Source organism: Mycobacterium sp. pW045 (assembly GCF_041287085.1).
In the GTDB taxonomy this organism is placed as follows: Bacteria; Actinomycetota; Actinomycetes; order Mycobacteriales; family Mycobacteriaceae; genus Mycobacterium; species Mycobacterium algericum_A.
Window position 1 is genome coordinate 1 of the sequence record NZ_JBGGKU010000014.1, and the last position, 24952, is coordinate 24952.

A 24952-nucleotide genomic window follows, 5' to 3' on the forward strand; every position below is an offset into this window, starting at 1 on the left:
CGGCGGTCCCAGTTTCGGCTCTGCTTCGTCGAGCCTCGCTGAACCGCGGTGTTGATGCGGCGGTCCCAGTTTCGGCTCTGCTTCGTCGAGCCTCGCTGAACCGCGGTGTTGATGCGGCGGTCCCAGTTTCGGCTCTCCTTCGTCGAGCCTCGCTGAACCGCCGGGGTTCGGCGATATACGGTTGCACCCATGGAACAGACGCCAGAACTGGCAGGGCGTGCGCTCGTTGTCGTGGTCGACGACCGTACCGCGCACGGCGATGAGGACCACAGCGGTCCGTTGGTCACCGAGCTGTTGGCCGAGGGCGGGTTCATGGTCGATGGTGTGGTCGCCGTCTCCGCCGACGAGGTGGAGATCCGCAACGCGCTGAACACGGCGGTGATCGGCGGGGTTGACCTGGTCGTATCGGTCGGTGGCACCGGGGTCACCCCGCGTGACGTCACACCCGAAGCCACCCGCGAGCTCCTGGACCGCGAGATCCTCGGGATCGCCGAGGCGCTGCGTGCGTCCGCGTTGGCTGCCGGCATACCCGACGCCGGGTTGTCGCGTGGCCTGGCCGGAGTCTCGGGCAGCACCCTGGTGGTGAACCTGGCAGGTTCCCGGGCCGCCGTTCGCGACGGGATGGCGACGCTGAATCCGCTGGCAGCCGTGATCATCGGCCAACTGTCCAGCCTGGAGATATAACGGCGATGCCCGGCCCCGACGAGCGCCAGGAATCTTCCGACGAGCGCGATCCGGACGACGCGCGGGAGGCCGAGGAGCGCGAGCGGTGGCTGCGTGACAACGTGCCGCCGCATCACGGTTGAGATTCGACTTCGCCCAAATTCCCTTATGGGCTCGGCGACCGATATTACGGTTCGCCGTAGGCGGCGTGACGCCGCTTGACAGTGGACTCCTACAAAAGGGGATTGCGGTGCTCAAGGGATTCAAGAATTTCCTGATGCGTGACGACGTCATCACTGTGGCCATCGGTCTGGTGGTGGCGCTGGCATTTTCCAACCTGGTCGAAGCCTTCACCGACAGCGTGATCAATCCGCTGGTCTCGGCCATGCAACCGGATGCCTCCGGCTTGGGCCTGGGCTACCAACTCGGCGAGGAAGGCAACGCCGCGACGTTCATAGACCTCGGGGCGTTCATCTCGGCGATCATCTACTTCATCGTGTTCATGGCCACCATCTACTTCTTCATCGTGTTGCCCTACAAGCACATTCAGAAGCGGCGCGGTAAGACGGTGTTCGGTGACCCGGCACCCACCAAGACCTGCCCGGAGTGCAAGTCGGAGATCGACCCCGAAGCGACCAAGTGCAAGTTCTGCGCCAGCCCGCAACCTGCCGCGGCCTGAGGCGGTTCAGCGCAGGGTGAGGGTCACGGCCTGAGCCAGCGTGGCGCCGGCCACCGCCACTGCGGCGGTGGCCGGTAGCGCCACGAGCACCACCCGATCGTCATGATTCTGTTTGTCGGACACCAGCACTACGATTCCGCCGGTCGCGAGCACCTTCGGTGCGCCAGGGGGATCCGAGGCGTCGTCGGTCGCCACAATGTCGACGACGTCGCCGGTGCGCACCAGATCGGTCAATGCGGCGTCGGCCGGGTGTACACCGACGATACGGGCGTCTCGCCCGGCGACCGCTTCGGTGAGGCGACTGCCCAGTAGTCGGACGTCGGTGAGTAGTTCGCCGCGACGCGCCGGCCCGGCCAGAGTGGTGTGCAGCACCGATGAGATGTCGGTGGCGACGCCGTCGGGAACCGTTCGGGCCGAGCGGGATTCGAGCGAGACGTCCTCGGGGGTCAACGGCGTGCCGGGAGCGATGTCGCGGCTGGCCACTACGACGTCGACCCGGTCGCTCTGCGGGTCGGAACGGATCGTTGCGACACCGGCCAACACCACCAGTGCGCCGGCGACCACCCGCCGCGCCAGCATGGTGCGGGCCCAATCCGGGCGCAGCAGCGAAGAGACCCGGCTGACCAAGGTCGGGTTGAGCGACTCGCCCATGACGGCCACGTTAAACGGCCGGACCGCCCGGGACGCTCGCCGCCGGAACCGGCCTGTGGATAACTGGTTAAGCGGAGGCGGCAGCAGTGGTGGAAGCGGTGCTTGCCTTCGGCTTGTCGGCCGATTTGGTGCCGCTGTCGCCGGAAGACTTGTCGGCGGACTTGGTGGCGCCCTCACCCGAGCTGCCGGAGTCGCTCGAGGCCCCAGCGGCTCCAGCCTTGGCGGAGCTGCTGCCGTTGGACGACTTGCCGGCATCGCGGCTGTCGGTGCGGTAGAAGCCGCTGCCCTTGAACACCACGCCGACCTTGCCGAAGATCTTGCGGAGACGGCCGTTGCACTCCTCGCAGGTGGTCAGCGCGTCGTCGGTAAAGGCCTGGACCACGTCGAAGCGGTTGCTGCACTCGGTGCAGGCGTAGCTGTAGGTGGGCACGCGAACCTCCGTGGATCGAACAATCGGGTTAGCACTCTACCGTGCTAAGTGCTAGAACCGCTATTCGGCCTTGCGCATTCCGGGCTGCGACGGGCCGTCGGGATCACGCCAGGGCCACTACGCCGAGCCCCGGGGTCAGCGCGTGGGTCATGGGCACATCGTGCGGCTCGGCGGGCAATTCGTCGAGCAGTTCGGTGTCGCGCACCACCGCTACCAGCGGGATCTGCGGCCGCCGCAGTAGCAGAGAGCGATCGTAGAAGCCCGCACCGCGGCCCAATCGCGCGCCCCGACGGTCGATGGCCAGCGCCGGGACGACGATCAGATCCGCCTCGGCCAGCACTTGGGCCGGTAGCCAGGGCGGCGCCGGTTCGAGCAGGCCGAACGGCCCGGGGACGAGGTTTTCGGGCCGGTACTCGCCCCACATCAGCGCCAGCGGTGTGCCGTCGTCTTCGGTGCGCACCACCGGCAGCAGCACCCGGATGCCCCGCCGCGTCAGGCCGTCGAGCATGGCGGTGGAGCCGGGTTCGCTGCCCACCGGCAGGTAGGCGCTGACCGTTCGGGCGCCGCCGGCGAGCTGCTCCAGGTGGCCGGCCAGCGCGCGGGCCTCGGCGTCGTGCACCTCGGGAGGTACCGCGCGTCGTGCCGCGAGCAGGCGCGCGCGCAGGGTGGACTTGGCGGTCACCGCCGCGTTGTCGGTCACGCCTTCAGCCTGTCAGTCCCGGCTCGCCCACCGCCAGCGGCGGAACTGGAGTTGATTGCGGTTATCGTGTGAACAATGCCCACGCCGAACGCTTCCATTCCGCGTACCGCCATTGTGCCGGCGGCCGGTTTGGGTACCCGTTTTCTGCCCGCCACCAAGACGGTGCCCAAGGAGCTGCTGCCCGTCGTCGACACCCCCGGCATCGAGTTGGTGGCCGCGGAGGCGGCCGAGGCCGGCGCCGAGCGACTGGTGATCATCACCTCGGAGGGCAAGGACGGGGTGGTCGCGCACTTCGTCGAAGACCTGGTGCTCGAAGGCACGCTGGAGGCGCGCGGCAAGAAGGCGATGCTGGCCAAGGTGCGCCGCGCCCCGCAGCTGATCAAGGTGGAGTCGGTGGTGCAGGCCGAGCCGCTCGGGCTGGGGCACGCCATCAGTTGTGTCGAGCCCACGTTGTCCGCCGACGAGGATGCGGTCGCCGTCCTGCTCCCCGATGACCTGGTGCTGCCCACCGGGGTGTTGGAGACGATGTCGAAGGTGCGGGCCCTCCAGGGCGGCACCGTGCTCTGCGCGATCGAGGTCAGCCCCGACGAGGTCAGCGCCTACGGTGTTTTTGACGTCGAGCCCGTTCCCGACGGTGACAATTCCGACGTGTTGCGGGTTAAGGGCATGGTCGAGAAGCCCAAGGCGGCCGACGCGCCATCGATGTATGCCGCCGCGGGCCGCTACGTGCTGGACCGCGCGGTATTCGACGCGTTGCGGCGCATCGACCGCGGCGCCGGCGGGGAGGTGCAACTGACCGACGCCATCGCGCTGATGATCGCCGAGGGGCACCCCGTACATGTCGTGGTTCACCGCGGCTCGCGACACGACCTGGGAAATCCGGGCGGCTACCTCAAAGCTGCGGTTGACTTTGCCCTGGATCGTGATGACTACGGTCCGGACCTGCGCCGGTGGTTGGTGGCGCGGTTGGGCTTGGCGGAGAACTAGGGGACCGTCAGCCCGAATCGGACCGAGGTTTTGAGAAAGGCGCGCCGTGCGTTCGGTTGAGGAGCAACAGGCTCGGGTGTCGGCTGCCGCGGTGGCGCCCCGCCCGGTCCGGGTGGCGATCGCCGAGGCGCAGGGCTTGATGTGCGCTGAAGAGGTGGTCGCCGAGCGGCCCATGCCCGCCTTCGACCAGGCCGCGATCGACGGTTACGCGGTGCGCAGCGTCGACGTACTCGGCGCCGACGCGATCGGCGACAGCTCCGATGAGCGCGGCGATATCGCTGATTCCCCCATCACGCTTCCGGTGTTGGGCACCATCGAGGCCGGGGCGCGCACCCCGACTCGGCTGCAGCCCAAGCTGGCGACCCGGATTCAGACCGGGGCGCCGATGCCCACCCTGGCCGACGCGGTGCTGCCGCTGCGGTGGACCGACGGTGGTAACTCCCGGGTGCGGGTGCTGCGAGCCGTGCGTCCCGGCGACTATGTGCGCCGCGTCGGCGACGACGTGCAGCCCGGTGATGTCGCCGTCCGCGCCGGCACGGTCGTCGGCGCAGCTCAGGTGGGGCTGTTGGCCGCCGTCGGCCGCGACCGGGTGCTGGTTCATCCGCGCCCGCGACTGTCGGTGCTGGCGGTGGGCGGCGAGTTGGTCGACGTGAACCGCACCCCCGGCAACGGGCAGGTCTACGACGTTGACTCGTATGCGCTGGCGGCGGCCGGCCGCGATGCCGGGGCGGAGGTCACCCGCGTCGGGATCGTCAGCAGCGAACCCACCAAGCTTCGCGAGGTGGTCGAAGGGCAGCTCAACCGGGCCGAGGTGGTGGTGATCGCCGGCGGGGTCGGTGGGGCCGCGGCCGACGCGGTGCGCGCGGCCTTGTCGGGTCTGGGCGAGCTCGAAGTCTCCCGGATCGCGATGCATCCCGGTTCGGTGCAGGGTTTCGGCCAGCTGGGACCGGAAGGGGTCCCGACGTTTCTGTTGCCGACCAACCCGGTCAGCGCGCTGGTGGTGTTCGAGGTGATGATCCGTCCGCTCATCAGGCTGTCGCTGGGCAAACGCGAGCCGATGCGCCGGATGGTGCGGGCGCGGACACTGGGCCCGATCAGTTCGATGCCCGGCCGCAAGGGCTATCTGCGGGGTCAGCTGATGCGCGATGAGCAAACCGACGAGTACCTCGTGCAGGTGCTCGGGGGCAGCGGGGGCACCTCGTCGCATCTGCTGGCGACCCTGGCCGAAGCGAACTGTCTGGTGGTGGTTCCCGAGGAGGTCGAGCAGATCGGCGCCGGGGAGATGGTGGACGTCGCCTTCTTGGCTCAGCGGGGTTGAGTCGGGGCGCATGCTGGTCAACCTGTGGCCTTTCAAGGCCGTCCAGCACCCCGGCTGGCCGACGGTGCTCGGACCGCTGCGAGTGCCGGCCGGGGTGATCCGGCTGCGGCCGGTGCGGATGCGCGACGGCGTGGCCTGGAGCCGGATCCGATTGGCCGACCGATCCCACCTGGAACCGTGGGAGCCCAGTGTCGAGGCGGACTGGGGCACCCGGCACAGTGCGGCCGCGTGGCCGCCGGTGTGTTCGACCCTGCGTACCGAAGCCCGCTACGGGCGGATGCTGCCGTTCGTCATCGAGCTTGACGGACGGTTCTGCGGCCAGTTGACGGTCGGCAACATCGCCCACGGCGCGTTGCGGTCGGCCTGGATCGGCTACTGGGTGTCCAGTTCGGCGGCCGGCGGGGGAGTGGCAACCGGGGCGGTGGCGCTCGGGCTCGACCACTGCTTCGGGCCGGTCCGGCTGCACCGGGTGGAAGCGACGGTCCGGCCCGAGAATGCGGCCAGCCGTGCGGTATTGGCGAAGGTCGGGTTTCGTGAAGAGGGCCTGTTGCAGCGTTATCTGGATGTCGACGGGGCGTGGCGGGACCACCTGCTGGTGGCGATAACGGTCGAGGAAGTCGCCGGGTCGGTGACCGCCGGACTGGTGCGGGCGGGCCGGGCGTCGTGGGTCTGAGTGATTTCGTCAGCCGTGTTGCCCGTGTGATAGTTGTGACTACCGAGGTCAGCGAGTAAATTACAACTGTGTAATTGGCTCGGCGCGCCGTCCGGAGTCGTGTGGGTCACAGACCTAGCCTTGGCTGGGAAAGGAGCAGGCCACCATGCCCAGCATCCCGCAATCATTGCTCTGGCTCTCCCTGGTCGTCCTCTGGCTGTTCGTACTGGTGCCGATGCTGGTCAGCAAGCGAGACGCGGTGCGGCGCACCAGTGACGTGGCGTTGGCGACCCGGGTGCTGACCAGCGGGAGCAGTGCACGGTTGCTCAAGCGCGGCGGCCCGGCCGCCGGCCACCGCAGTGACCCGGACTGGCAGCAGCGCGCCACCGACACCGACCTTGATGACGTCGATGCCGTCGACGACGTCGCCGACGACGAGCCGCCCCGCCGGCGACCGCGGGTCTTCGTCGCCGCGGCCGGTGAGCAGGGTGAACTGGACCTGGACGTGTTGGACGTCGAGGTCGTCGCCGACGATTCCGCTGAATTGCCGTTGTCGGAAGCCGGCTTGGCCGCCGAAGTCGAAGCGCAGGAGCGGGCCCAGGCCGAGGCCGAGGCCGAGGCCGAGGCGCAGGCAGCGGCAGCGGCTCGCGCTCAGGCGGAGGCCGAGGCGCTGGCGGAGGCGCAGGCCCAAGCCGAGGCTGAGGCGCAGGCCCAAGCCGAGGCGGAGGCGGAAGCCGAGGCGGAGGCCGAACCGGAAGCCTTTGCCGAAGACGAGGCCGAGGCCGAATCCGATGCTGACGGCTATGAGTACGAATACGTCGAGGACAGTTCGGGTTTGGAAGCCGAAGCCGATTCGTCGGCTCCGGTAGCGGCGCGGCCACGCCGCTACGACAGCAACACGGCCGCGGCCGTCAGCGCCCGCAAGTACGAGTTCCGCAAGCGGGTGCTGATGTCGCTGGCGGTGATCCTGGTGTTCTCGGCGCTCACGGCCTTCACCGTGGCACCGACCGCGTGGTGGCTCTGCGGCGGTGCGGCCGGTGCGACGGTGCTCTACCTGGCCTACCTGCGACGGCAGACCCGCATCGAGCAACAGGTGCGGGCGCGGCGCGCGCGGCGGGCGGACCGGCCTCGTGCCCGGCGGGAGAGCGTCGGTGCCGAGGCGTTCGAAGTGGTGCCCTCGCGGCTGCGCCGGCCCGGCGTCGCGGTGCTGGAGATCGACGACGAGGACCCGGTGTTCGAGCACCTCGAGTACGCGGCCACGGCGCGCGAGTACGGCTGGCGCGGCGATCTACCGCGGGCATCGGGCCAATAGCGTCTCGGTTTCAGGGCACCGGCCGCGGGCTGGTAGCCTGCTAGCGGTCAAGGGGCTATGGCGCAGTTGGTAGCGCGACTCGTTCGCATCGAGTAGGTCAGGGGTTCGATTCCCCTTAGCTCCACAGAGTTTGTGCAGGTCAGGATGTTTCCTGATGAGCGGCAGCATCCACTGCGTAAGGCGCACCGAGGAATCGGCGCACCGCGGCTTCTTCCTCGTCGGCGCCCTGGATGGGCCAGTACCAGAGCGCCAGAAACACCCGGATCAGCCACTGCGCGGCCAGCGGATCGGGGTTGTCGTCGCCGACCATTTCGGCGGCGAAGCGGGCGATGACCGGGGAGTCGGTCAGCCAATCCGTGCCGGGAGAGCCGGTCATGGCGCGCATGATCTGCGAGAGCGGTTCGGCGCGCAGCCGCTGTAGGGCGACGAGCGTGGCGGTGACAATGCGCTCCGACCCCGTCAGCCCGGTGATGGCTTCCCGGACCGAGTCGAGAATGCGTTCTGCTTGTCTGGTCAGCACCGTGTCGCGGATCGCCGCCTTGCCTCCGGCATGGCGGTAGATGGTCGCCGGCGAGCAGTGCACGACGGCGGCCAGGGCGTCGATGGTGAAGGCGTCGTAGCCCTGCCGCGATATGAGCTCGGCGGCTGCGGCGTAAATCCGTTCGGCGCCCTCGCTGCGGCGATCCCGGCCGATCAGCCAGTCGGGTGCTGCCACCGATATCTCGCCCTGGGAGAATCCATAACGCATTTTTATCATCATGAGAAAGATTTCGGCGGACCTCTCACCGCTGGCGCTGGTCGGCACGGTCGGCTGAGAAGGCCCGCACCTTTTCGTTTCGGACCCGCCTCGCAACTTCGATGCGCGCCGTTGACGCAGGTCACGAGTGCAATACAGCCTGGTGGGCATGAGTGCCGTGGTGGACGCGACCGACTTCTTCGGCCACGCCGCGATCCAAGATCCCAACCCGTTGTACGACACGATGCGCCGCCGCGGCGGAGTGAACCGGATCGGTGATTCTGTTTTCTACGCGGTATGCGGCTGGGACGCGGTCACCGACGCGGTGCACCGCGTCGAGGACTTCTCGTCGAACCTGACGGCGACGATGGTCTACCACGACGACGGGACGGTGACGCCGTTCGACATGGGGCCGCTCGGTGGACCGATGCATGCGCTGGCCACCGCAGACGATCCGCTGCACGCGGGACACCGGAAGTTGCTGCTGCCCCACCTCTCGGCCAAGCGGGTGCGCGTCATCGAAGAGTTCGCCGAAGCCACCGCCAAGCGACTGTGGGCCGAGGCGAGCGACGGCGGACAGGTCGAGTGGATGAGCACCATCGCCAACCGGCTGCCGATGACGGTGGTCGCCCGCCTGCTCGGTCTCCCGGATGACGACGTCGACAAGCTGATCCGGTTGGGCTACGCCACCACCACCCTGCTCGACGGCATCGTCAGTGCGTCCCAGCTCGAGGCGGCCGGCGTGGCCGCCATGGAACTTTCCGGCTATGTCCTCGAGCACTTCCAGAAGGCGGCCGAAAACCCGCAGCCGGGCCTGATCGGTGACCTCGCCACCCGCACCAAAGCCGGTGAGCTGGAGCAGCTTCCCGCGCTGGCAATCATGCTCACCCTGTTCAGCGCGGCCGGCGAGTCGACCGCTTCGCTACTGGGCAGCGCCGCGTGGATCCTGGCCGACCGCCCCCACATTCAAGAGCAACTACGTGCCCACCCCGAGTTGCTGGATGCGTTCCTTGAGGAGACCCTGCGCTGTGAATCGCCCTTTCGCGGCCACTATCGGCATGTGGTCGCGGATACCACCCTGGGCGGAGTCGAATTGCCCGCCGACTCACGCCTGCTGCTGATGTGGGGCGCAGCCAATCGCGATCCCCAGCATTTCGACGCCCCCAACGACTTTCGGCTCGACCGCAGCACCGGCAGAGGGCACTTGGCCTTCGGCAAGGGCGCACATTTCTGCGTCGGGGCGGCGCTGGCCCGCCTGGAGGCCCGGATCGTGTTTCGGATGCTGCTTGAGCAGACCAGCTGGATCGAGGCGGCCGAGGTCGGCGAATGGTTGCCCAGCATCCTGGTCCGCCGCCTGGAGCGGTTGCAGCTCAACATCCGCTGACGTCGCCGGCCCCTGGGAGGAGTCAGGGGTGGGTGACCAGATACGTCTCGTTGTCCAGCCCCTCGGTGAGTTCGGCAACGTCAAAGGGCCGGGCGAGGCGCGCACGCAACGCCGTCGGGTCGATCAACAGGCTTATCTCGGCGGTCTGCCGGGCGAACAGTCGCCCGATCAGCGGGTAGAGCCGGCGCATGATCACTCGCTCGGCCGCGGTGCAGCGCGATGCGCAGTAGCCGACGTGTCCGATCTCGTCGGTGAGAATCTCGCTGTAGAGCAGCGTGATGCGTTCCGCGACCTCGGGTTCGTCGGCGAACAGCTCGATGCCGACGCGGCGCAGTTCGTCGAACAGGATGCAGCCCGCCATCTCTGCGGCTCCGACGAACATGAAACCGAGCCGCTCGGGTAGGAACACACCGGCCTTGACGAACTGCCGCAACACAAATGGGGGCGGCACGACTTGGAATGTCAGGTCGAAGACGTCGAGGGCGTAGGCCAGCAGCCGGGTGTGGTAGTGCTCCTCAAGCTCGAGGTAGACGTTCTCGGGAGGCAGGCTCTCGTCGCTGTTGCGTCCGTAGGTCTCGCCGAGCCCGACGCCGAACCGTTCTGCCTGATTGAGTTTGGCGGTCGCCAGCAGGAACAGCATCTTGCGGTCCAGGCCAGGTTCGGGTCGCCGGCGCCGCAGGTTGCGAAGGAACGTCGCGCGGTCGGCGGGTGCAGCGGAGCGGACCGGGTTCGCTTCCAGCTCATCGAAGAACCTCTCGCGGTTCGCCAACCGCCGGTTGAGCAGGTCCGCCTCGCCGTCACGCCGGGCCAGGTAGTCTCGGTAGCCCTCGATACCGGTGCGATTCATCGGTTCTCCATTCCCTTGACAATCGTTGTCACATAACGGTCCAGCAGGTCGGCGTCGTGCGCTCCGGTGGCCAGCAGGGCGAACAGTCCGGTCAGGAAGAACGTTCCGAGTTCGCCCGCGTCGAGCTCCGGCGACACCTGTCGGCGGTGCTGCGCCCGGCTGATCACGCCTTGCAGGAACGACAGGAGGGGGTGTTGCGCGAACTCGTCTTCGGCGGGACGGGTCGAGGTGAAATGCAGCCCGAGCATGTCCCGGAAAACAACAGGCCCCAAACGGCGTTCGGCGCTGAGGACGTGGTCGATCAGTTGGGACAACACGGCGGCCAACTCGCCGTCGGCAGCCCCGAGTTCGTCGACGATTCGGGCCTCCTCGTTGTGCTCCAGCTCGACCAGGACGTGCTCCTTGGTGGGGAAGTGGAAGTAGAACGTGCCGCGCGCCACCCCCGCCGCGCCGGCGATCGCGCTGACGTCGGCGCCGGCGAGTCCGTACCGGCCGATCTCGGCTACCGCGGCCTCGAACAGCCGCGCCCTGGTCTCGAGCCGGCGAGTCTCCCGGATGCCTCCGGCCCGTGACGGCGGCGCGGTCAATTCGCCTGACGACATATCCGCACTCTAAGCATGTGGCTGACGACTGTCAATGACGGGCGTCAACGAATACCGCCGCGAGTAGGCTGGGTCCGTGGCCGATAACGCCCCGCCGGGCATGTCCGACTACGAGCGCAGGGCCTGGGAAGCGCTGCTTGAGGCCGCCACCGGCACCGAGCGATCCGGCCCGCTGGAAAGCCTGAGCCGCGGCATCACGGGACGTGCCAAAGCGCTGGCCGCCGAAGCCCGTTCCACGGTCGAACAGATCCCGGGTGCGACCGTCGCCATCGGCAAGGTCGATGATCTGACCACCAGGGCCATGGAGACCCTGCACGCCGTCGTGGTCGAGCGGGGACTCAATTCGGTCAAGCCGGCCGACGTTTTTGCGATGTTCGCCGACGAGGGCGTCACGGTGGCGTCCTACGAGGAGGTCAGAGAACTCGACCTGAAACACTGCGACCGCTCGGTGCCGCGGCGCAAGGAACGCTACATCGCCCTTGCGATGGCCGGCGGCGCGGCGTCATCGCTGGCGGTGACGGGGGCGGCCGTGTCGAGCCCCGTCACCGGCGGCACCACATTGACCGTCGCGGCCTCGGCCGTCGTTGCTGACATCACCGCCGTGATGGCCGGGATGGGGCGCATCGTGGCGTTGGTTGCGGCGCACTACGGTTACGACGTCAGGGTGCCCGATGAGCAGGCGTTCGCCTCCGGGGTGATCGCCTATTCTGCCGCGGGTGACCCGGCGGAGAAAGCCGCGGCGTTGGCTGCGCTGTCGCGGCTGACACAGCAGATGATGGGCCGGGCGTCGTGGCAGCGACTCCAGCCGCGGCAAGCCGACAACGTAATCCGGCAGGTTTCCCTGGCGCTGGGGTTCCGGCTGGCCAAACGCAAACTGGCGCAGGCGGTTCCGCTGCTGGGCGCGGTGGTCAACGGCGGGCTCAACGCCCGCATCGCGCAGCAGACCTTCGAACGGGCCCAGCAGGCCTACCGGCTGCGGTTTCTCACCGAAAAGCACGACCTGGACGCCGGCCGGTGGGCACCGGCGGGGTCGGACGACCCGATCGACATCCCGCTGATCGACGAGGTGCTCGACGCGGAACTCGCGTCCAGATCCGGTGACGCCGCGGGCGACACCGATTAGGTCAGGGTTTCAGGGCACAGTTCGTGCTGGGCGATGTTGATCACCGGGCGCAGGTTAACCGTCAGGTCATCGACCATCGACGGTCCACCGAACGACGGCCGGCGCACGTAAGCGTCCACGACCTGATCGACCGTGGCGCCGCTGCGCAGCTGGTTGCAGAACCGGTGTCCCGCCGACAGTCTGGCGTTCGGCGGGCCGGACCGGAAGACGCCGTTGGCGTCCAGGGCGGCGATGTAGCTGGCGTCGTCGGCGTGGGCTGCCGGCGGGCCGCCGAGCAGCGCCATGCACGCGACACCGGCAAGCGCGGCCGTGCGCAGAATCCAAGTCATACCGGCGATGCTACGTCCAAACAGTCCGCCAACGAGCCCACTTCTGCGTCACCGGCGCAAAGCTGCGAGCGCACTCCGCCCGGAAAGCCATGGCTCAGCGCCAACCGGGTTAGATCAGGCCCAGCGCGGTCATCGCGTCGGCAACCTGAATGAAGCCCGCGATGTTGGCCCCCACCACGTAGTTGCCGGGGGCGCCGTACTCGTCGGCGGTGACCAGACAGCGGTGGTGGATGCTCTGCATGATGGCCGCCAGGCGCTGCTCGGTGTATTCGAAGCTCCACGAGTCACGTGAGGCGTTCTGCTGCATCTCCAGGGCGCTGGTGGCCACCCCGCCGGCGTTGGCGGCCTTGCCCGGGGCCAGCGTCACACCGGCTTCGGTGAACAGTTTGGCGGCCTCCGGGGTGCAGGGCATGTTGGCGCCCTCGGCGATGATCTTGCAGCCGTTGCGGGCCAGCGTGGCGGCGTGGTTGCCGTCCAGTTCGTTCTGGGTGGCCGACGGGAACGCGATCTGGCAGGGCACATCCCAGATGGAGCCGCCGCTGTTGACGAACTGCGTCGCGCCGCCGCGGGCGGTGGCGTAGGCCTCGATGCGCTCGCGCTTGACCTCCTTGACCTCCTTGAGCAGCTCCAGGTCGATGCCCTTCTCGTCGACGATGTAGCCGCTGGAGTCCGAGCACGCCACCACGACGCCGCCCAGTTGGTGGATCTTCTCGATCGCGTAGATGGCCACGTTGCCCGATCCCGACACCACGGCCCGCTTGCCCTCGAAGGAGTCCTTGGCCGTCTTGAGGATCTCGTCGGCGAAGAACACCGCGCCATAACCGGTCGCCTCGGTGCGGACCTGCGACCCGCCCCAGGTCAGGCCCTTGCCGGTCAACACGCCCGACTCGTAGCGGTTGGTGATCCGCTTGTACTGGCCGAACAGGTAGCCGATCTCGCGGCCGCCGACGCCGATGTCACCGGCGGGGACGTCGGTGTACTCGCCCAGGTGGCGGTAGAGCTCGGTCATGAACGACTGACAGAACCGCATGATCTCGTTGTCCGAGCGGCCCTTGGGGTCGAAGTCCGACCCGCCTTTGCCGCCCCCGATCGGCAGACCGGTCAGCGAGTTCTTGAAGATCTGCTCGAAGCCGAGGAACTTGACAATCCCGAGGTAGACCGACGGGTGGAACCGCAGCCCGCCCTTGTAGGGCCCCAGAGCCGAGTTGAATTCCACCCGGAAACCGCGGTTGATCTGCACGTTGCCGTTGTCGTCGAGCCACGGCACCCGGAAGATGATCTGACGTTCGGGCTCGCACATCCGCCGGATGACCGCGCTGTCGACGTAGTCCGGATGCTTGGCCACCACAGGGCCGAGGCTGCTGAGTACCTCGAAAACGGCCTGGTGGAACTCGGCCTCGCCGGGGTTACGGCGCAGCACCTCTTCATAGATCTCGTGCAGCCTCGGATTCAGTTCGCTCATGTCCTGTGATCTCTTCCTCAACGTATCGCTGTCAGCGGGCACAGGGTAGCCGTCTTAAATCGCTAACGCCGAATCGAGTTGATTATGTCGCTGTTAAATCATCACCGCTCCGGGCCACCGGTTAGCCTTGATTGGCGAACAAAGGCGGAGCAATCCATGGGGATGTCGCGGCGAGACCGGGTGAGTGAAGCGTTGTCCACCCCGGAGCTCGCGGCGATGGAAATCTTCGCCGGTTGCAGCCACGCCGAGCTGTCGCCGCTGGCCGCCGGCTTGCAGCCGCTGCAGGCCACGACCGGAACCGAACTCATGCGGCAAGGCGAGCCGGCGGTGTCCTTCCTGCTCATCTCGTCGGGGTCAGCCCAGGTCAAGCATGTCGGAGACGACGGCGCGGTGGTCGTCAGCGAGGTGTCGGCCGGGATGGTGGTCGGCGAGATCGCGCTGTTGCGCAAGGGCCGCCGGACCGCGACCGTCACCACCTCGACGCCGCTGACCGGCTGGATCGGCGACGAGCAGGCCTTCGACGAGATGCTGCAGATCCCGGAGGTCATGGGCCGGCTGGTGCGCACCGCACGCCAGCGGCTCGCCGCCTACATCGAGGCCGTGCACTTTGCGGCCCGCGATGGCACCAGGTTCTTGCTGCGGCCGGTGTTGCCCGGCGACGGCGCGCGAACCGTGCACGGCCACGTCGAGTTCTCCACCGAGACGCTCTACCGCCGGTTCATGTCCACCCGCACCCCGAACCCGGCGCTCATGCACTACTTGTTCGAGGTCGACTACGTCGATCACTTCGTCTGGGTGGTCACCGAGCTGGACGGGTCGATCGTCGCCGACGCACGGTTCGTCCGGGACCTCAAGGACCCGACGGTCGCCGAGATCGCGTTCACCGTCGGCGACCGCTACCAGGGCCGGGGGATCGGCACCTACCTGATGGGAGCGGTGGCCGTCATCGCCCGGCTGGAGGGCATCGAGAAGTTCACCGCACGGGTGCTGTCGGAGAACGCGCCGATGCGCGCGATCCTGGACCACCTGGGCGCCTACTGGGAGCGCGACGATCCGGGCATCGTCACCACGATGATCGATGTGCCCGGTGAGCACCAGCTGCCGTTCGGTCGTGACATGGCCGAACAGATCAAAGAGGTTGGCCGCCAAGCCATCCAGGCCGTAGGGTGACCGCCGCCACCCGCGGCGGTCGGCGTTGGGTAGATTGGCTGCGATGTTGAACCTTCGCGCGGTGCTGGCAGTGGGCTGTGTCGGGTTGCTCGCGGCCTGCAGCTCCGATCCCGGCGAGGTGACCGCCGACATCGGCAAAGTGGCCGACCTCGAGTCCTCTTTCGGTCCGGAGTTCCAGGTCAAGGCCATCGCGCCGACCGGTCTGGACCCGAAGTTACTGGCAGCCAACACTTTGCCTCCGGGCTTGAAGTTCGAGCCCGCCGACTGCTCGAGGTTCGCAGTCAGCCAGCAACTGCCGCAGGGCGTGCAGGGCAATATGGCCGCTGTGGCTGCCGAGGGCAACGGCAACCGCTTCATCACCATCGCCCTGGAGACCTCCGAGCCGGTCCCGTTCAACGAACCCGGAAAGTCCTGCCGCCGAATCGGCTTCGCCGGCGAACGGATGCGCGGCCTGGTCGAAACGGTCGAGGCGCCGCGCATCGACGGCGTGCAGACCATCGGCGTGCATCGGGTGATCGAGGCGGTCACCGGCGGCCAGTCGCGCGTCGGCGAGCTGTACAACTACTCGGCGTATTTCGGGCCGTATCAGGTGCTTGTCACCGCCAACCCGCTGGTGGCGCCGGACAAGCCGGTCATCCCGGTCGACACCGCCCGAGCACGCGAGCTGCTGGTGGCCGCGGTCGCCGCGGTGCGGGGCTGATCCGTCGCGCTAGCGCACGCCGCGCGGCCGGAATTGAATGCTGATCCGCGGGCCGACGGGTGCGGCCGTCTTCGGTATCGAGTGCTCCCAGGTGCGCTGGCAGGAGCCGCCCATCACCAGCAGGTCGCCGTGGTGTTGCGACAGCCGCAGCGCAGTGCCGCCGCCCCGGGGACGCAGCGCGAACGTGCGGGTGGCGCCGACGCTGACGATCGCGACCATGGTGTCCTGGGTGGCGCCGCGACCGAGGGTGTCGCCGTGCCAGGCCACACTGTCGTTGCCGTCGCGGTACAGGCACAGCCCCACCGTGGCGAACGGTTCGCCGAGTTCCCCGGCGTAGATGTCGTTGAGCCGCCGGCGCAGCCGGCCGATCGCCGGGTGCGGTGCATCGCCGGCGGCCAGGTCGTGGAAGCTGACCAGTCTTGGTACGTCGAGCAGCCGGTCATACATCCGGCGGCGCTCGGCTCGCCAGGGGACGGCGGATCGCAGTTCGGCGACCAGATCGGTGCCTTCCGTCACCCAGTTGGGACGGACGTCGAGCCAGGCGCCGTCGCCCAGCTGCCGGCGTTCGCTCAGGTCGAACAGCGACTCCTGTACGGGTACCGCCACGGCCGCCAGCCTATCGCACACCAGTTCGATTCGTCGAGAACCCTACGACCAGCTGGGCAGCCAGATCTGCATGTTCCAGGTGGCCGGCGAGATCGGCACCCCGGTCAGGATCGGGTACAGCCAGGCGAAGTTCGTCAGCACCAGCGCGACGTAACAGCACACCGCGATCAACCCGAGCGTGCGCCGCTCCTCGCCGCGTGAACGCCCGCCGGAGACGATGTCGCTGCAGATCAACGCCAGCAGCACCGCGAGGAACGGTGCCATCGGCACGGCATAGAAGAAGTACATCTGCCGATCGATGTCGGCGAACCACGGCAGCCAGCCGGCGCAGTAGCCGACCAGTGCCGCGGCGTAGCGCCAGTCATGGCGCACCAGGGTTCGCCACAACGCGTAGCCCAGCACCGGCACCGCGAGCCACCACATCGCCGGTGTGCCCACCAGCATCACGGCTTTGACGCAGGACTGGGCGCCGCAGCCGGGCACGTCGTGCTGGTCGATCGCATAGAGCACCGGGCGCAGCGACATCGGCCAGGCCCACGGCTTCGATTCCCAGGGATGGTGGTTGCCGGCGGCGTTGGTCAGGCCGGAGTGGAAGTGATAGGCCTGATAGGTGTAATGCCACAGCGAGCGCAGCGCGTCGGGCACCGGGAACCGGCTCTCCAGCCCGATCGACTGGCCCTCCTCGTGGCGGTCCACGCCGGTCTCCGAGGCGAACCACGCCGCATACGACGCCAGATACACCCCGAACGGGATCAGCACCATCGCGTAGCCGGTGGGGCCTACATCGCGGCGCAGCGTTCCCAGCCACGGCCGGCGAACCCGGTACTGCCGGCGGGCGGCCACGTCGAACGCGCACGACATTGCCCCGAAGAACACCACGAAATACAGCCCGGACCACTTGGTGGCGCAGGCCAGACCCAGCAGCACCCCGGCGCCGAAGCGCCACCAGCGCACCCCCAGCCGGGGGCCCCACGGCGTTGCGCCGCAACGGCCTTCGGTCAGCACGGTATGCATTCGCATACGTACCTGATCGCGGTCGACGAGCAGCGCCCCGAACGCCGCCACCACGAAGAAGGTCAAGAAGCCGTCCAGCAGCGCGGTGCGCGCCGCCACGAAGCTGACGCCGTCTCCGACCAACAGCAGCCCGGCGATCCCGCCGGCCAGCGTCGAGCGGGTCATCCGGCGCACGATGCGCACCAGCAGCGCTATCGCGAGCACCCCAAGCAGCGCACTGGTGAAGCGCCAGCCCAACCCGTTGTAGCCGAACAGCGCCTCGCCGATCGCGATCAGCTGCTTGCCGACCGGTGGGTGGACCACCAAGCCGTAGCCGGGATTGTCCTCGACGCCGTGGTTGTGCAGCATCTGCCAGGCCTGCGGCGCGTAATGCTTCTCGTCGAAGATCGGGGTGCCGGCATCAGTCGGGGTGTGCAGGTTCGAGAACCGGGTCACCGCGGCCAGCGTGGTGATCGCCGCGGTCACCGCCCAGCCGCGGGCACGGTCGGTCGGCCCGAAGTCGGCCACCGGCACCAGTAGTCCCGGGCTGATCATCGGAGCGGTGCGCTCCGGCACGGCCGCGGAGCTGGTAGCGGTCGGAGCGCTCATCCCCACGATCGTAGGCTGTGCGCCATGGCCGCGCGCCGACGAACGATGCGGTGGGGGCACCCCCAGCCGCGCAGTGGCAAGGGGGACGAAGCGATGAGGAGGGGCGGCGCATGACCCACGGGCGACTGCTGCTGGGTGCCACTCCGCTGGGTCAGCCCGGTGACGCCTCGCCGCGGCTGGTCGCGGCACTGCGCACCGCCGACGTGGTCGCTGCCGAGGACACCCGGCGGGTGCGGACCCTGGCCAAGGCGCTCGACGTGCAGATCGCCGGCAAGGTGGTCAGCCTGTTCGATGCCAACGAGGCGGCGCGGGTGCCCGCGCTGCTGGCCGAGATACGGGCCGGGGCAACCGTGCTGGTGGTCAGCGACGCCGGGATGCCGTTGATCAGCGACCCGGGCTACCGCCTGGTGGTCGCCTGCGCCGAGGCGGGGCTGCCGGTGAGCTGCCTGCCCGGCCCGTCAGCGGTGACGACCGCGCTGGCGGTATCGGGACTGCCCAGCGAGAAGTTCTGTTTCGAGGGCTTCGCGCCGCGCAAGCCGGCGGCGCGCCGGGCGTGGCTGGCCACGCTGGCCGACGAACGGCGCACCTGCGTGTTCTTCGAGTCGCCGCGGCGGCTGGCCGGCTGCCTGCGGGACGCGGCCGACGAGCTCGGTGGGCAGCGGCGGGTAGTGGTGTGCCGGGAATTGACCAAGACCCACGAGGAGGTGCGGCGCGGGACGCTGGCCGAGCTGGCCGACTGGGCCGCCGACGGGGTGCTCGGCGAGATCACCGTGGTGCTGGCCGGGGCGACGCCGCGTGCCGACCTGCCGGCGCTGGTCGCGGAGGTCAACCGGCTGGCAGCTGATGGAATGCGGGTCAAAGACGCCTGCGCGCAGGTAGTCGCCGACGCGCCGGGTGCGGTATCGCGGCGCGAGCTCTACGACGCGGTGCTGCGCTCCCGGGACTGACCGGCGGCGACGATCGGGGCGGCCTTGTGCAGGCACTCCTGCCATTCGGCGTCGGGATCCGAATCGGCGGTGATACCGCCGCCCACCCCGAGCACCGCGCCACCCGCGGCGTCGAACTCCACGGTGCGGATCGCCACGTTGAGTTCACAGCCGGCCAGCGGTGACGCCAAACCCACTGTGCCGCAGTAGGCGCCACGGCGGGACCCTTCCCACTCTGAAAGCAACTGGCGGGCACGGTGTTTGGGGGTTCCGGTCACCGAGGCGGGCGGGAAGGCCGCGTCCAGCAGTTCGGACATGGTCAGCTCTTGCGGCACCCGGGCCGACACCGTCGACACCAGGTGCCATACTCCGGGCGCCGGCCGGACCGCCAAAAGCTCGGGCACCGTGACGGTGCCGGTGATGGCCACCCGGCCCAGGTCGTTGCGGACCAGGTCCACGATCATGATGTTCTCCGCGACGTCTTTGGCCGAGGCGCGCAACGCCGACGGGCGGGCGTCGAGTGGCAGCGTCCCCTTGATCGGGCTGGACGCCACGCGCTCGCCGCGGCGGCGCAGAAACAGCTCGGGCGACAGCGAGGCCACCGCACCCCAGCCGCCGGCGAGGTAGGCGGCCCGCGCGGGGCCGGTGCGGGCCACCGCGTCGGCGAAGAAGTCCAGCGGGGCGCCGGCGACCGTCCCGGTGAAGCGGGTGCAGACGCATGCCTGATACACCTCGCCGTCCCGGATCGCCTCCAGGCAGGCCAGCACCCCGGCGCGGTGCGCCTGCCGGTCGGGTGTCTCCCAGAAGATGCGGCAGCGGCGCTCGGGCGCGGGCGTGGTCAGCGCCTCGGCCAGCCAGCCCGGTATCGGCGCGCCGGAAAGACTCTCGAACCACCACTGCCCGGCCGTGGCGTCCTGGCGCAACACGCAGTCGGTCCAGCCGCCGGCAGCCTCGGGAATCCGGGGGCCCAGGTCGTCGGCGCCGGGGTCCGGGTAGGACAGGTAGCCGATCCAACCGCCGCCCACCGCGTCGCACCGCCGGCCGGGCGAGACGTCGAACACCCGGGCCGGGTCGACGGGCTCGACGGCCACACTGGGAGCGATCACGGCGCGGGCGCCGAACCACTCGCCGGTCAACGCGGCCGGCGGCGGCAGACCACACCGGGCGGTCGCCGCACCGACCGCGCGCAGCACCTGCGGTGCCGTGCCCAGGTCGCCGAGCGGCTCGATTCGCACCGCACCAGCTTGTCAGACGTCTTAGCTGCGGGTGATCTCCCGGGCGGCCGCCAGCGCCGCCAGCTTGTCCGGGTTGCGCATCGCGTAGAAGTTGGTGATCAGGCCGTCGATGATCTCGACGGTGAACACGCCTTCGAGCCGGCCCGCGCTGTAGAGCAGCACTGCCGGGGCCCAGTTGCAGTTCGCCACCTCGACGTGCACGTCGGGCAGCGCCGCGCCCCGGCGTAGCAACCCGATGACCGCCCGAGACACCTTGTCGGCTCCGACAACCGGCTGGCGTGCCGCGGTGGCCTTGCCACCGCTGTCGGCGGTCCACACCACGTCGGGAGCCAGCATCGACAGCACGGCCGTGATATCTCCGCCGGCTGCCGCAGTCATGAATTCCTCGGTGATCCGGGCGTTCTCGGCCGGGTCCACCGGGGTGAAGCGCGGCCGCCGGGCGTGCACGTGGCCGCGGGCCCGATGCGCGATCTGGCGCGCCGCGGCGGGGGATCTGCCCACCGCGGCGCCGATCTCGTCGTAGCCGAACCCGAACACCTCGCGCAGCACGAACACCGCGCGCTCGTCGGGGCCGAGCGTCTCCAGCACCACCAGCATCGCCATCGAGACCGACTCGGCGAGCACCACGTCGGCCGAGGGGTCCTGGTCGTCGAGCAGCAGCGGTTCGGGCAGCCACGGCCCGACGTACTGCTCCCGGCGCCGGGCACCCGCCCGCAGCGCGTTGAGCGCCTGGCGGGTGACCAGCTGAGCCAGGTAGGGCTTGGCGTCGCGTACCTCCGCCAGATCCACCTCCGCCCACCGCAGGTAGCTGTCCTGCAGGACGTCGTCGGATTCGGTCGCCGAGCCCAGGATTTCGTAGGCGATGGTGAACAGCAGCGGCCGCAGCTCGGTGAACCGTTCGGCGTGTTGGTTGCTCACACCGCCGTCTCCTGTTCAGCCGCGACCGGCCGCGCGCCGGCCTTCAGCCAACGGTACGAGCCGGGCTTGGCGCCCTCGCGCCGAATCCCCCACACGGTGGCTTTGCAGATCGTCTCCTTGATCGCCGCGGCCAGCCGGCCGCCGATGAACGCCTTGACCGGGGTGTCGTCGCGGCGGGCCAGCTGCACGGTGGCGGCCTGACGGCCGACGCTGATGCACTGCCCGGTGAAGGCCTGATCCAGTGCGCCCGCCGGGCTGCCGGCGATCCGCGCCAGCACGGTGTCGGCGGCCTGGGCGCCCAGCGGTATCGCAGCCTGGCAGCTCATCCGCAACGGTCGGCCCGACGGCGCCGCCGCGTCCCCGGCCGCGACGATCCACGGATTGTCGATGCTGGTCAGGGTCTCGTCGGTGACCAGCCGGCCCAGCGCGTCGGTGGCCAGCCCACTGGCAGTGGCCAGGTCCGGGACGCCGAAGCCGGCCGCCCAGACGGTTACCGCGCTCGGCAGCACGGAGCCGTCCTGCAACTGCACCTCGTCGGAGCGCACCGCGGTGACGGTGGCGGCTTGACGCACCTCGACACCCAACTTGCGCAGCGCCTTGGCCAGTGAGCGGCGCCCCGGGGCGCCCACGGACGGGCCCAGGATTCCGCCACAGACCAGGGTGACCGGCCGACCCTGCCCGGCCAGTTCGGAGGCGGCCTCGATGCCGGTCAGCCCGCCGCCGACGACAATCACCGGGGCGTCGGCGGTCACCTCGCCGAGCCGGGCCAGCAGCCGCTGTGCATGCTCCAATTCGCTGAGGGAATAGGCGAATTCGGCGGCACCCGGAACGGTGGGCGTGATCGCACCGGTGCTGCCCACGGCGTAGATGAGGAAGTCGTAACGCAGTACGGTGCCCGACGCCAGCCGGAGCCGGCGGTCGGCGGCGTCGATCCGGTCGGCGGCGTCGACCACCAGCTGGACACCATCGCCCAGCAGGTCGCCGTAGTCGCGGACGGCCTGGTAGTTACCGGCCACATGCTGGTGCAGCCGGATCCGCTCGACGAACACCGGACGCGGGTTGACCAGGGTGACATCGACGTCGGGACACTTCAGCAGGCGGTTGGCGGCCATGGTGCCGGCGTAGCCACCACCGACGACGACAACGTGGGTGCGAGTCATGAGTTGCTCCTGTCTCTGCAGATGAGTGATGCCCTCAAGACACCCCGGCCGGCCGGTATGTGACGCACTGTGAGCTGTCTCACCTCGACTCACCGCAACTTCTCCGGCGACGGCGGGCCGTTGACGATCCGGCTCGACGGCGCGGACCGCCCCGGGCACGCGGGCGCGGAGCGGGACGAGGGGGGCCGGGTGAAAGTGGTCGTCCGACTGGACCCGCGGTAGGTGTCTGGTCGGCTCAGGGCTGGTAGCGCGGGAATACCCCGGATGGCGCGGGCAGCGTCAGGCCGGGTGTCAGCCGGTGCGGCACGGCGGTGAACATCCGCTGCTCGGCGGTCTGGCCCAGCAGGTCGAGCAGCTTGCCCGCCGATTCGGGCATCACCGGCTGCGCCAGCAGCGCCGCGATCCGCACCACCTCCAGCGTGGTGTACAGGACGGTGCCGAACCGGGCCTGATCGGCGGCGGACTCGCTCTTGGCGAGTTTCCACGGCTCGTGGGCGGAGAAATATCGGTTGGCCGCACCCAGCATGAGCCAGATCGCCTCCAGACCCAGGTGCATGGCCTGGGTGCCGAACGCCGCGCGCACCTTCGCCAACAATCCGTCGGCCTGCGCCAGCAGCTCTTCGTCGTCACCGGTGGGCGCCAGCGGTTCCGGGACCACCCCGGCCAGGTTCTTGGCGACCATCGACAGTGACCGCTGCGCCAGGTTGCCCAGCTCATTGGCCAGGTCGGCGTTGATGCGGCTGATCAACGCCTCCTCGGAGATGCTGCCGTCCTGACCGAAGGGGATCTCTCGCAGCAGGAAATACCGCACCTGATCGACTCCGAACTTGTCGACGAACTCGACCGGGTCGATGACGTTGCCCACCGACTTGCTCATCTTCTCGCCGCTGTTGAGCAGGAAGCCGTGAGCGAAAACCTTGCGCGGCAGCTCGATTCCGGCCGACATCAGAAACGCGGGCCAGTACACGGTGTGGAATCGGATGATGTCCTTGCCGATCATGTGCAGATCGGCCGGCCAGTACCGGCGGAAGGACTCGGAGTCGGTGTCGGGATAGCCGACCCCGGTCAGGTAGTTGGTCAGCGCGTCCACCCAGACGTACATCACGTGGTCGGGGTGGCCGGGCACCGGCACGCCCCAGTCGAAGGAGGTGCGCGAGATCGACAAGTCCCGCAGCCCGCCGGAGACGAAGCTGACCACTTCGTTGCGGCGCACCTCCGGGGCGATGAAACCGGGGTTGGCCTCGTAGTGCGCCAGCAGCTTGTCGGTGTAGGCCGACAGCCGGAAGAAGTAGGTCTGCTCCTCGGTCCAGGTCACCGGCGCCCCGGTCTCGCCGGCCACCCGCGAGCCGTCGTCGGCGAGGCGGGTCTCGGCCTCGGTGAAGAACCGCTCGTCGCGTACCGAGTACCAGCCGGAGTAGGCGTCCAGATAGATATCACCGGCGTCGACCATGCGCTGCCAGATCGCCTTGGACGCCGTCAGGTGGTCGGCGTCGGTGGTCCGGATGAACCGGTCGAAGGAGATGTTGAGCCGTTCCTGCAGGCGCTGGAACACATCGGAGTTGCGTCGCGCCAGCTCCGCCGTCGGGATCCCTTCGGCGGCGGCGGTCTCGGCCATTTTCAGCCCGTGCTCGTCGGTGCCGGTCAGGTAGCGCACGTCGAACCCGTCGAGCCGGTGGAACCGGGCGATCGCGTCGGTGGCGATGTATTCGTAGGCGTGACCGATGTGCGGGTCACCATTGGGATAGGTGATCGCGGTGGTGACGTAGAAGGGCTCAAGCTGTCTCATCAAGCTTCACCCTAAGGTGTGCGGGTGAGCTCTAGACGATCAGCCGAACGCCCGGCGCCGCCTGCGCCGGAGCCGCTGACTCCGCTGGTCGACGCGCACACCCATCTCGATGCGTGCGGCGTCGACGACGTGCCAGCGATCCTGGACCGGGCCAGCGCGGTCGGCGTGCACGCGGTGGTGACCGTCGCCGACGACCTGGACTCGGCACGCTGGGTGACCCGGGCCGCTGACGCCGACGATCGGGTGTACGCCGCCGTCGCCCTGCACCCCACCCGCACCGACAGCCTCACCGACGGCGCGCGCGCCGAGATCGAGGCGCTGGCCGCCCACCCGCGGGTCGTGGCGATCGGCGAGACCGGCTTGGACCTGTACTGGCCGGGCCGGCTGGCGGGCTGCGCCGAACCAGCGACGCAAAAAGACGCCTTCGCCTGGCACATCGACCTGGCCAAACGCACCGGCAAACCGCTGATGATCCACAATCGTGACGCCGATGCGGCCGTGCTGGACGTGCTGCGCGCCGAGGGCGCCCCCGAGCGGGTGATCTTCCACTGTTTCTCGTCCGGCCCGGAGATGGCCCGCACCTGCGTCGACGCCGGCTGGACGCTGAGCCTGTCCGGCACGGTCAGCTTCAAAAATGCCCGTGACCTGCGAGAGGCCGTACCGTTGATCCCGCGCGAGCAGCTGCTGGTGGAGACCGATGCGCCGTTTTTGACCCCGCACCCGTACCGTGGCGCGCCCAACGAGCCCTATTGCCTGCCCTACACTGTCAGGGCGCTGGCTGAGCTGCTGGGAGTGTCGGCGGCTGAACTGGCGCAGGATACGAGCCGCAACGCCCGTCGGGTGTACGACTTGCGCTGAAGCCTGAAACGTAGTGCAGGTCACATTCGGTTGCCCGACGCTGGTGGGTTCGTTACCGTCTCGTTATAAATCGGGGCACCGCAAGGGCCCCTTTGCCATGTTTTCGCGTCGTGAGG

Annotated in this window: 27 protein-coding genes and 1 tRNA gene; 14 read left to right on the forward strand and 14 right to left on the reverse strand. The window is 68.9% G+C overall.

Annotated elements, in window-relative coordinates:
* Positions 1 to 189: 189 nt before the first annotated feature.
* Both ACAG20_RS19410 and ACAG20_RS19415 read left to right on the forward strand, forming a co-directional pair.
* The gene (locus ACAG20_RS19410) at positions 190 to 684 is read left to right on the forward strand and encodes a molybdenum cofactor biosynthesis protein B (RefSeq protein ID WP_112686476.1); all 495 of its coding nucleotides are present in this window, start codon (positions 190 to 192) and stop codon (positions 682 to 684) included.
* Between the two features lie 229 nt (positions 685 to 913).
* The gene (locus ACAG20_RS19415; protein ID WP_083038806.1) at positions 914 to 1342 is read left to right on the forward strand and encodes an MscL family protein; all 429 of its coding nucleotides are present in this window, start codon (positions 914 to 916) and stop codon (positions 1340 to 1342) included.
* A 6-nt stretch (positions 1343 to 1348) separates the two neighbouring features.
* Here the strand turns inward: ACAG20_RS19415 and ACAG20_RS19420 are convergent, their stop codons facing one another.
* The 3 genes from ACAG20_RS19420 to ACAG20_RS19430 form a co-directional block, all read right to left on the reverse strand.
* The gene (locus ACAG20_RS19420; RefSeq protein WP_370493753.1) at positions 1349 to 1993 is read right to left on the reverse strand and encodes an SAF domain-containing protein; all 645 of its coding nucleotides are present in this window, start codon (positions 1991 to 1993) and stop codon (positions 1349 to 1351) included.
* Positions 1994 to 2060: 67 nt separating this feature from the next.
* On the reverse strand, positions 2061 to 2423 hold the full coding sequence (locus ACAG20_RS19425) for an FmdB family zinc ribbon protein (protein WP_370493754.1): 363 nt from the start codon (positions 2421 to 2423) through the stop codon (positions 2061 to 2063).
* A 103-nt stretch (positions 2424 to 2526) separates the two neighbouring features.
* A complete protein-coding gene (locus tag ACAG20_RS19430) occupies positions 2527 to 3123 on the reverse strand; it encodes a 5-formyltetrahydrofolate cyclo-ligase (RefSeq protein ID WP_370493755.1) in 597 nt (198 codons plus the stop codon).
* A gap of 75 nt (positions 3124 to 3198) precedes the next feature.
* On the opposite strand from ACAG20_RS19430, the gene ACAG20_RS19435 reads away from it, so the two are divergent.
* From ACAG20_RS19435 to ACAG20_RS19455, 5 genes are all read left to right on the forward strand, one after another.
* The gene (locus tag ACAG20_RS19435; protein WP_112686468.1) at positions 3199 to 4110 is read left to right on the forward strand and encodes a UTP--glucose-1-phosphate uridylyltransferase; all 912 of its coding nucleotides are present in this window, start codon (positions 3199 to 3201) and stop codon (positions 4108 to 4110) included.
* A gap of 46 nt (positions 4111 to 4156) precedes the next feature.
* Positions 4157 to 5428 carry a gephyrin-like molybdotransferase Glp gene (gene glp, locus ACAG20_RS19440; protein WP_370493756.1) on the forward strand — a complete coding sequence of 424 codons (1272 nt, stop codon included), beginning with the start codon at positions 4157 to 4159 and terminating at the stop codon, positions 5426 to 5428.
* A 10-nt stretch (positions 5429 to 5438) separates the two neighbouring features.
* Positions 5439 to 6101 carry a GNAT family N-acetyltransferase gene (locus tag ACAG20_RS19445; RefSeq protein WP_112686464.1) on the forward strand — a complete coding sequence of 221 codons (663 nt, stop codon included), beginning with the start codon at positions 5439 to 5441 and terminating at the stop codon, positions 6099 to 6101.
* A gap of 145 nt (positions 6102 to 6246) precedes the next feature.
* Positions 6247 to 7392, forward strand: coding sequence for a gephyrin-like molybdotransferase receptor GlpR (gene glpR / locus ACAG20_RS19450; protein WP_370493757.1), 1146 nt, complete (start codon positions 6247 to 6249; stop codon positions 7390 to 7392).
* Between the two features lie 51 nt (positions 7393 to 7443).
* Positions 7444 to 7516 (forward strand) — tRNA-Ala (locus tag ACAG20_RS19455).
* 15 nt (positions 7517 to 7531) lie between these two features.
* Here the strand turns inward: ACAG20_RS19455 and ACAG20_RS19460 are convergent.
* The gene (locus ACAG20_RS19460; protein WP_112686484.1) at positions 7532 to 8107 is read right to left on the reverse strand and encodes a TetR/AcrR family transcriptional regulator; all 576 of its coding nucleotides are present in this window, start codon (positions 8105 to 8107) and stop codon (positions 7532 to 7534) included.
* Positions 8108 to 8297: 190 nt separating this feature from the next.
* Here ACAG20_RS19460 and ACAG20_RS19465 point away from each other — a divergent pair, with 190 nt between their 5' ends.
* A complete protein-coding gene (locus ACAG20_RS19465) occupies positions 8298 to 9512 on the forward strand; it encodes a cytochrome P450 (RefSeq protein ID WP_370493758.1) in 1215 nt (404 codons plus the stop codon).
* A 22-nt stretch (positions 9513 to 9534) separates the two neighbouring features.
* Here the strand turns inward: ACAG20_RS19465 and ACAG20_RS19470 are convergent, their stop codons facing one another.
* Positions 9535 to 10359 (reverse strand): hypothetical protein, encoded by an 825-nt coding sequence (locus tag ACAG20_RS19470; protein ID WP_370493759.1) that lies wholly within the window; start codon positions 10357 to 10359, stop codon positions 9535 to 9537.
* Positions 10356 to 10961 carry a TetR/AcrR family transcriptional regulator gene (locus ACAG20_RS19475; RefSeq protein ID WP_370493760.1) on the reverse strand — a complete coding sequence of 202 codons (606 nt, stop codon included), beginning with the start codon at positions 10959 to 10961 and terminating at the stop codon, positions 10356 to 10358. The genes ACAG20_RS19470 and ACAG20_RS19475 overlap by 4 nt, the downstream gene beginning before the upstream one ends.
* 76 nt (positions 10962 to 11037) lie before the next feature.
* Between ACAG20_RS19475 and ACAG20_RS19480 the strand changes: the two genes are divergently transcribed.
* Positions 11038 to 12084 (forward strand): EcsC family protein, encoded by a 1047-nt coding sequence (locus ACAG20_RS19480; protein ID WP_370493761.1) that lies wholly within the window; start codon positions 11038 to 11040, stop codon positions 12082 to 12084.
* On the opposite strand, the gene ACAG20_RS19485 is transcribed toward ACAG20_RS19480, so the two are convergent.
* On the reverse strand, positions 12081 to 12413 hold the full coding sequence (locus ACAG20_RS19485) for a DUF732 domain-containing protein (RefSeq protein ID WP_112686455.1): 333 nt from the start codon (positions 12411 to 12413) through the stop codon (positions 12081 to 12083). The two genes, ACAG20_RS19480 and ACAG20_RS19485, sit on opposite strands and share 4 nt — an antisense overlap.
* A 109-nt stretch (positions 12414 to 12522) precedes the next feature.
* Positions 12523 to 13875, reverse strand: coding sequence for an NADP-specific glutamate dehydrogenase (gdhA, locus tag ACAG20_RS19490; RefSeq protein ID WP_112686453.1), 1353 nt, complete (start codon positions 13873 to 13875; stop codon positions 12523 to 12525).
* A gap of 156 nt (positions 13876 to 14031) precedes the next feature.
* Between gdhA and ACAG20_RS19495 the strand changes: the two genes are divergently transcribed.
* Both ACAG20_RS19495 and ACAG20_RS19500 read left to right on the forward strand, forming a co-directional pair.
* Positions 14032 to 15045 carry a GNAT family N-acetyltransferase gene (locus ACAG20_RS19495; protein WP_370493762.1) on the forward strand — a complete coding sequence of 338 codons (1014 nt, stop codon included), beginning with the start codon at positions 14032 to 14034 and terminating at the stop codon, positions 15043 to 15045.
* 43 nt (positions 15046 to 15088) lie between these two features.
* Complete coding sequence (locus ACAG20_RS19500) at positions 15089 to 15745, forward strand: DUF5642 family protein (RefSeq protein WP_370493763.1); 657 nt, start codon at positions 15089 to 15091, stop codon at positions 15743 to 15745.
* A 9-nt stretch (positions 15746 to 15754) separates the two neighbouring features.
* On the opposite strand, the gene ACAG20_RS19505 is transcribed toward ACAG20_RS19500, so the two are convergent.
* On the reverse strand, positions 15755 to 16351 hold the full coding sequence (locus ACAG20_RS19505) for an alpha-ketoglutarate-dependent dioxygenase AlkB (protein ID WP_205868877.1): 597 nt from the start codon (positions 16349 to 16351) through the stop codon (positions 15755 to 15757).
* Between the two features lie 42 nt (positions 16352 to 16393).
* Entirely contained in the window at positions 16394 to 17953 is a 1560-nt protein-coding gene (locus tag ACAG20_RS19510) for a dolichyl-phosphate-mannose--protein mannosyltransferase (protein WP_112686445.1), read from the reverse strand.
* Positions 17954 to 18063: 110 nt separating this feature from the next.
* Between ACAG20_RS19510 and rsmI the strand changes: the two genes are divergently transcribed.
* Positions 18064 to 18900, forward strand: coding sequence for a 16S rRNA (cytidine(1402)-2'-O)-methyltransferase (rsmI, locus tag ACAG20_RS19515; protein WP_370493764.1), 837 nt, complete (start codon positions 18064 to 18066; stop codon positions 18898 to 18900).
* Here the strand turns inward: rsmI and ACAG20_RS19520 are convergent.
* Genes ACAG20_RS19520 through ACAG20_RS19530 form a run of 3 tightly spaced genes read right to left on the reverse strand, consistent with a single transcriptional unit; the run spans position 18870 to position 22192 of the window.
* Positions 18870 to 20114, reverse strand: a complete 1245-nt coding sequence (locus ACAG20_RS19520) for an aminodeoxychorismate synthase component I (protein WP_370493765.1) — start codon at positions 20112 to 20114, stop codon at positions 18870 to 18872. The genes rsmI and ACAG20_RS19520 overlap by 31 nt on opposite strands.
* A 21-nt stretch (positions 20115 to 20135) precedes the next feature.
* Positions 20136 to 21032 carry an RNA polymerase sigma-70 factor gene (locus tag ACAG20_RS19525; RefSeq protein WP_370493766.1) on the reverse strand — a complete coding sequence of 299 codons (897 nt, stop codon included), beginning with the start codon at positions 21030 to 21032 and terminating at the stop codon, positions 20136 to 20138.
* On the reverse strand, positions 21029 to 22192 hold the full coding sequence (locus tag ACAG20_RS19530) for an NAD(P)/FAD-dependent oxidoreductase (RefSeq protein ID WP_370493767.1): 1164 nt from the start codon (positions 22190 to 22192) through the stop codon (positions 21029 to 21031). Before ACAG20_RS19530 ends, ACAG20_RS19525 begins: the two co-directional genes overlap by 4 nt.
* Before the next feature lie 69 nt (positions 22193 to 22261).
* On the opposite strand from ACAG20_RS19530, the gene ACAG20_RS19535 reads away from it, so the two are divergent.
* Entirely contained in the window at positions 22262 to 22414 is a 153-nt protein-coding gene (locus tag ACAG20_RS19535; protein ID WP_370493768.1) for a hypothetical protein, read from the forward strand.
* A 13-nt stretch (positions 22415 to 22427) separates the two neighbouring features.
* Here the strand turns inward: ACAG20_RS19535 and metG are convergent, their stop codons facing one another.
* A complete protein-coding gene (metG, locus tag ACAG20_RS19540) occupies positions 22428 to 23978 on the reverse strand; it encodes a methionine--tRNA ligase (protein ID WP_370493769.1) in 1551 nt (516 codons plus the stop codon).
* Between the two features lie 18 nt (positions 23979 to 23996).
* Here metG and ACAG20_RS19545 point away from each other — a divergent pair, with 18 nt between their 5' ends.
* The gene (locus ACAG20_RS19545; protein ID WP_370493770.1) at positions 23997 to 24836 is read left to right on the forward strand and encodes a TatD family hydrolase; all 840 of its coding nucleotides are present in this window, start codon (positions 23997 to 23999) and stop codon (positions 24834 to 24836) included.
* Positions 24837 to 24952: the final 116 nt, after the last annotated feature.

Excerpts from the sequence above, each read along its gene's own strand:
- ACAG20_RS19410 (WP_112686476.1), top strand. The coding sequence starts at position 190 with ATGGAACAGACGCCAGAACTGGCAGGGCGTGCGCTCGTTGTCGTGGTC.
- ACAG20_RS19420 (WP_370493753.1), bottom strand. The coding sequence starts at position 1,993 with ATGGGCGAGTCGCTCAACCCGACCTTGGTCAGCCGGGTCTCTTCGCTG.
- ACAG20_RS19435 (WP_112686468.1), top strand. The coding sequence starts at position 3,199 with ATGCCCACGCCGAACGCTTCCATTCCGCGTACCGCCATTGTGCCGGCG.
- ACAG20_RS19445 (WP_112686464.1), top strand. The coding sequence starts at position 5,439 with ATGCTGGTCAACCTGTGGCCTTTCAAGGCCGTCCAGCACCCCGGCTGG.
- glpR (WP_370493757.1), top strand. The coding sequence starts at position 6,247 with ATGCCCAGCATCCCGCAATCATTGCTCTGGCTCTCCCTGGTCGTCCTC.
- ACAG20_RS19465 (WP_370493758.1), top strand. The coding sequence starts at position 8,298 with ATGAGTGCCGTGGTGGACGCGACCGACTTCTTCGGCCACGCCGCGATC.
- ACAG20_RS19470 (WP_370493759.1), bottom strand. The coding sequence starts at position 10,359 with ATGAATCGCACCGGTATCGAGGGCTACCGAGACTACCTGGCCCGGCGT.
- ACAG20_RS19475 (WP_370493760.1), bottom strand. The coding sequence starts at position 10,961 with ATGTCGTCAGGCGAATTGACCGCGCCGCCGTCACGGGCCGGAGGCATC.
- ACAG20_RS19485 (WP_112686455.1), bottom strand. The coding sequence starts at position 12,413 with ATGACTTGGATTCTGCGCACGGCCGCGCTTGCCGGTGTCGCGTGCATG.
- gdhA (WP_112686453.1), bottom strand. The coding sequence starts at position 13,875 with ATGAGCGAACTGAATCCGAGGCTGCACGAGATCTATGAAGAGGTGCTG.
- ACAG20_RS19495 (WP_370493762.1), top strand. The coding sequence starts at position 14,032 with ATGGGGATGTCGCGGCGAGACCGGGTGAGTGAAGCGTTGTCCACCCCG.
- ACAG20_RS19500 (WP_370493763.1), top strand. The coding sequence starts at position 15,089 with ATGTTGAACCTTCGCGCGGTGCTGGCAGTGGGCTGTGTCGGGTTGCTC.
- ACAG20_RS19510 (WP_112686445.1), bottom strand. The coding sequence starts at position 17,953 with ATGAGCGCTCCGACCGCTACCAGCTCCGCGGCCGTGCCGGAGCGCACC.
- rsmI (WP_370493764.1), top strand. The coding sequence starts at position 18,064 with ATGACCCACGGGCGACTGCTGCTGGGTGCCACTCCGCTGGGTCAGCCC.
- ACAG20_RS19530 (WP_370493767.1), bottom strand. The coding sequence starts at position 22,192 with ATGACTCGCACCCACGTTGTCGTCGTCGGTGGTGGCTACGCCGGCACC.
- metG (WP_370493769.1), bottom strand. The coding sequence starts at position 23,978 with ATGAGACAGCTTGAGCCCTTCTACGTCACCACCGCGATCACCTATCCC.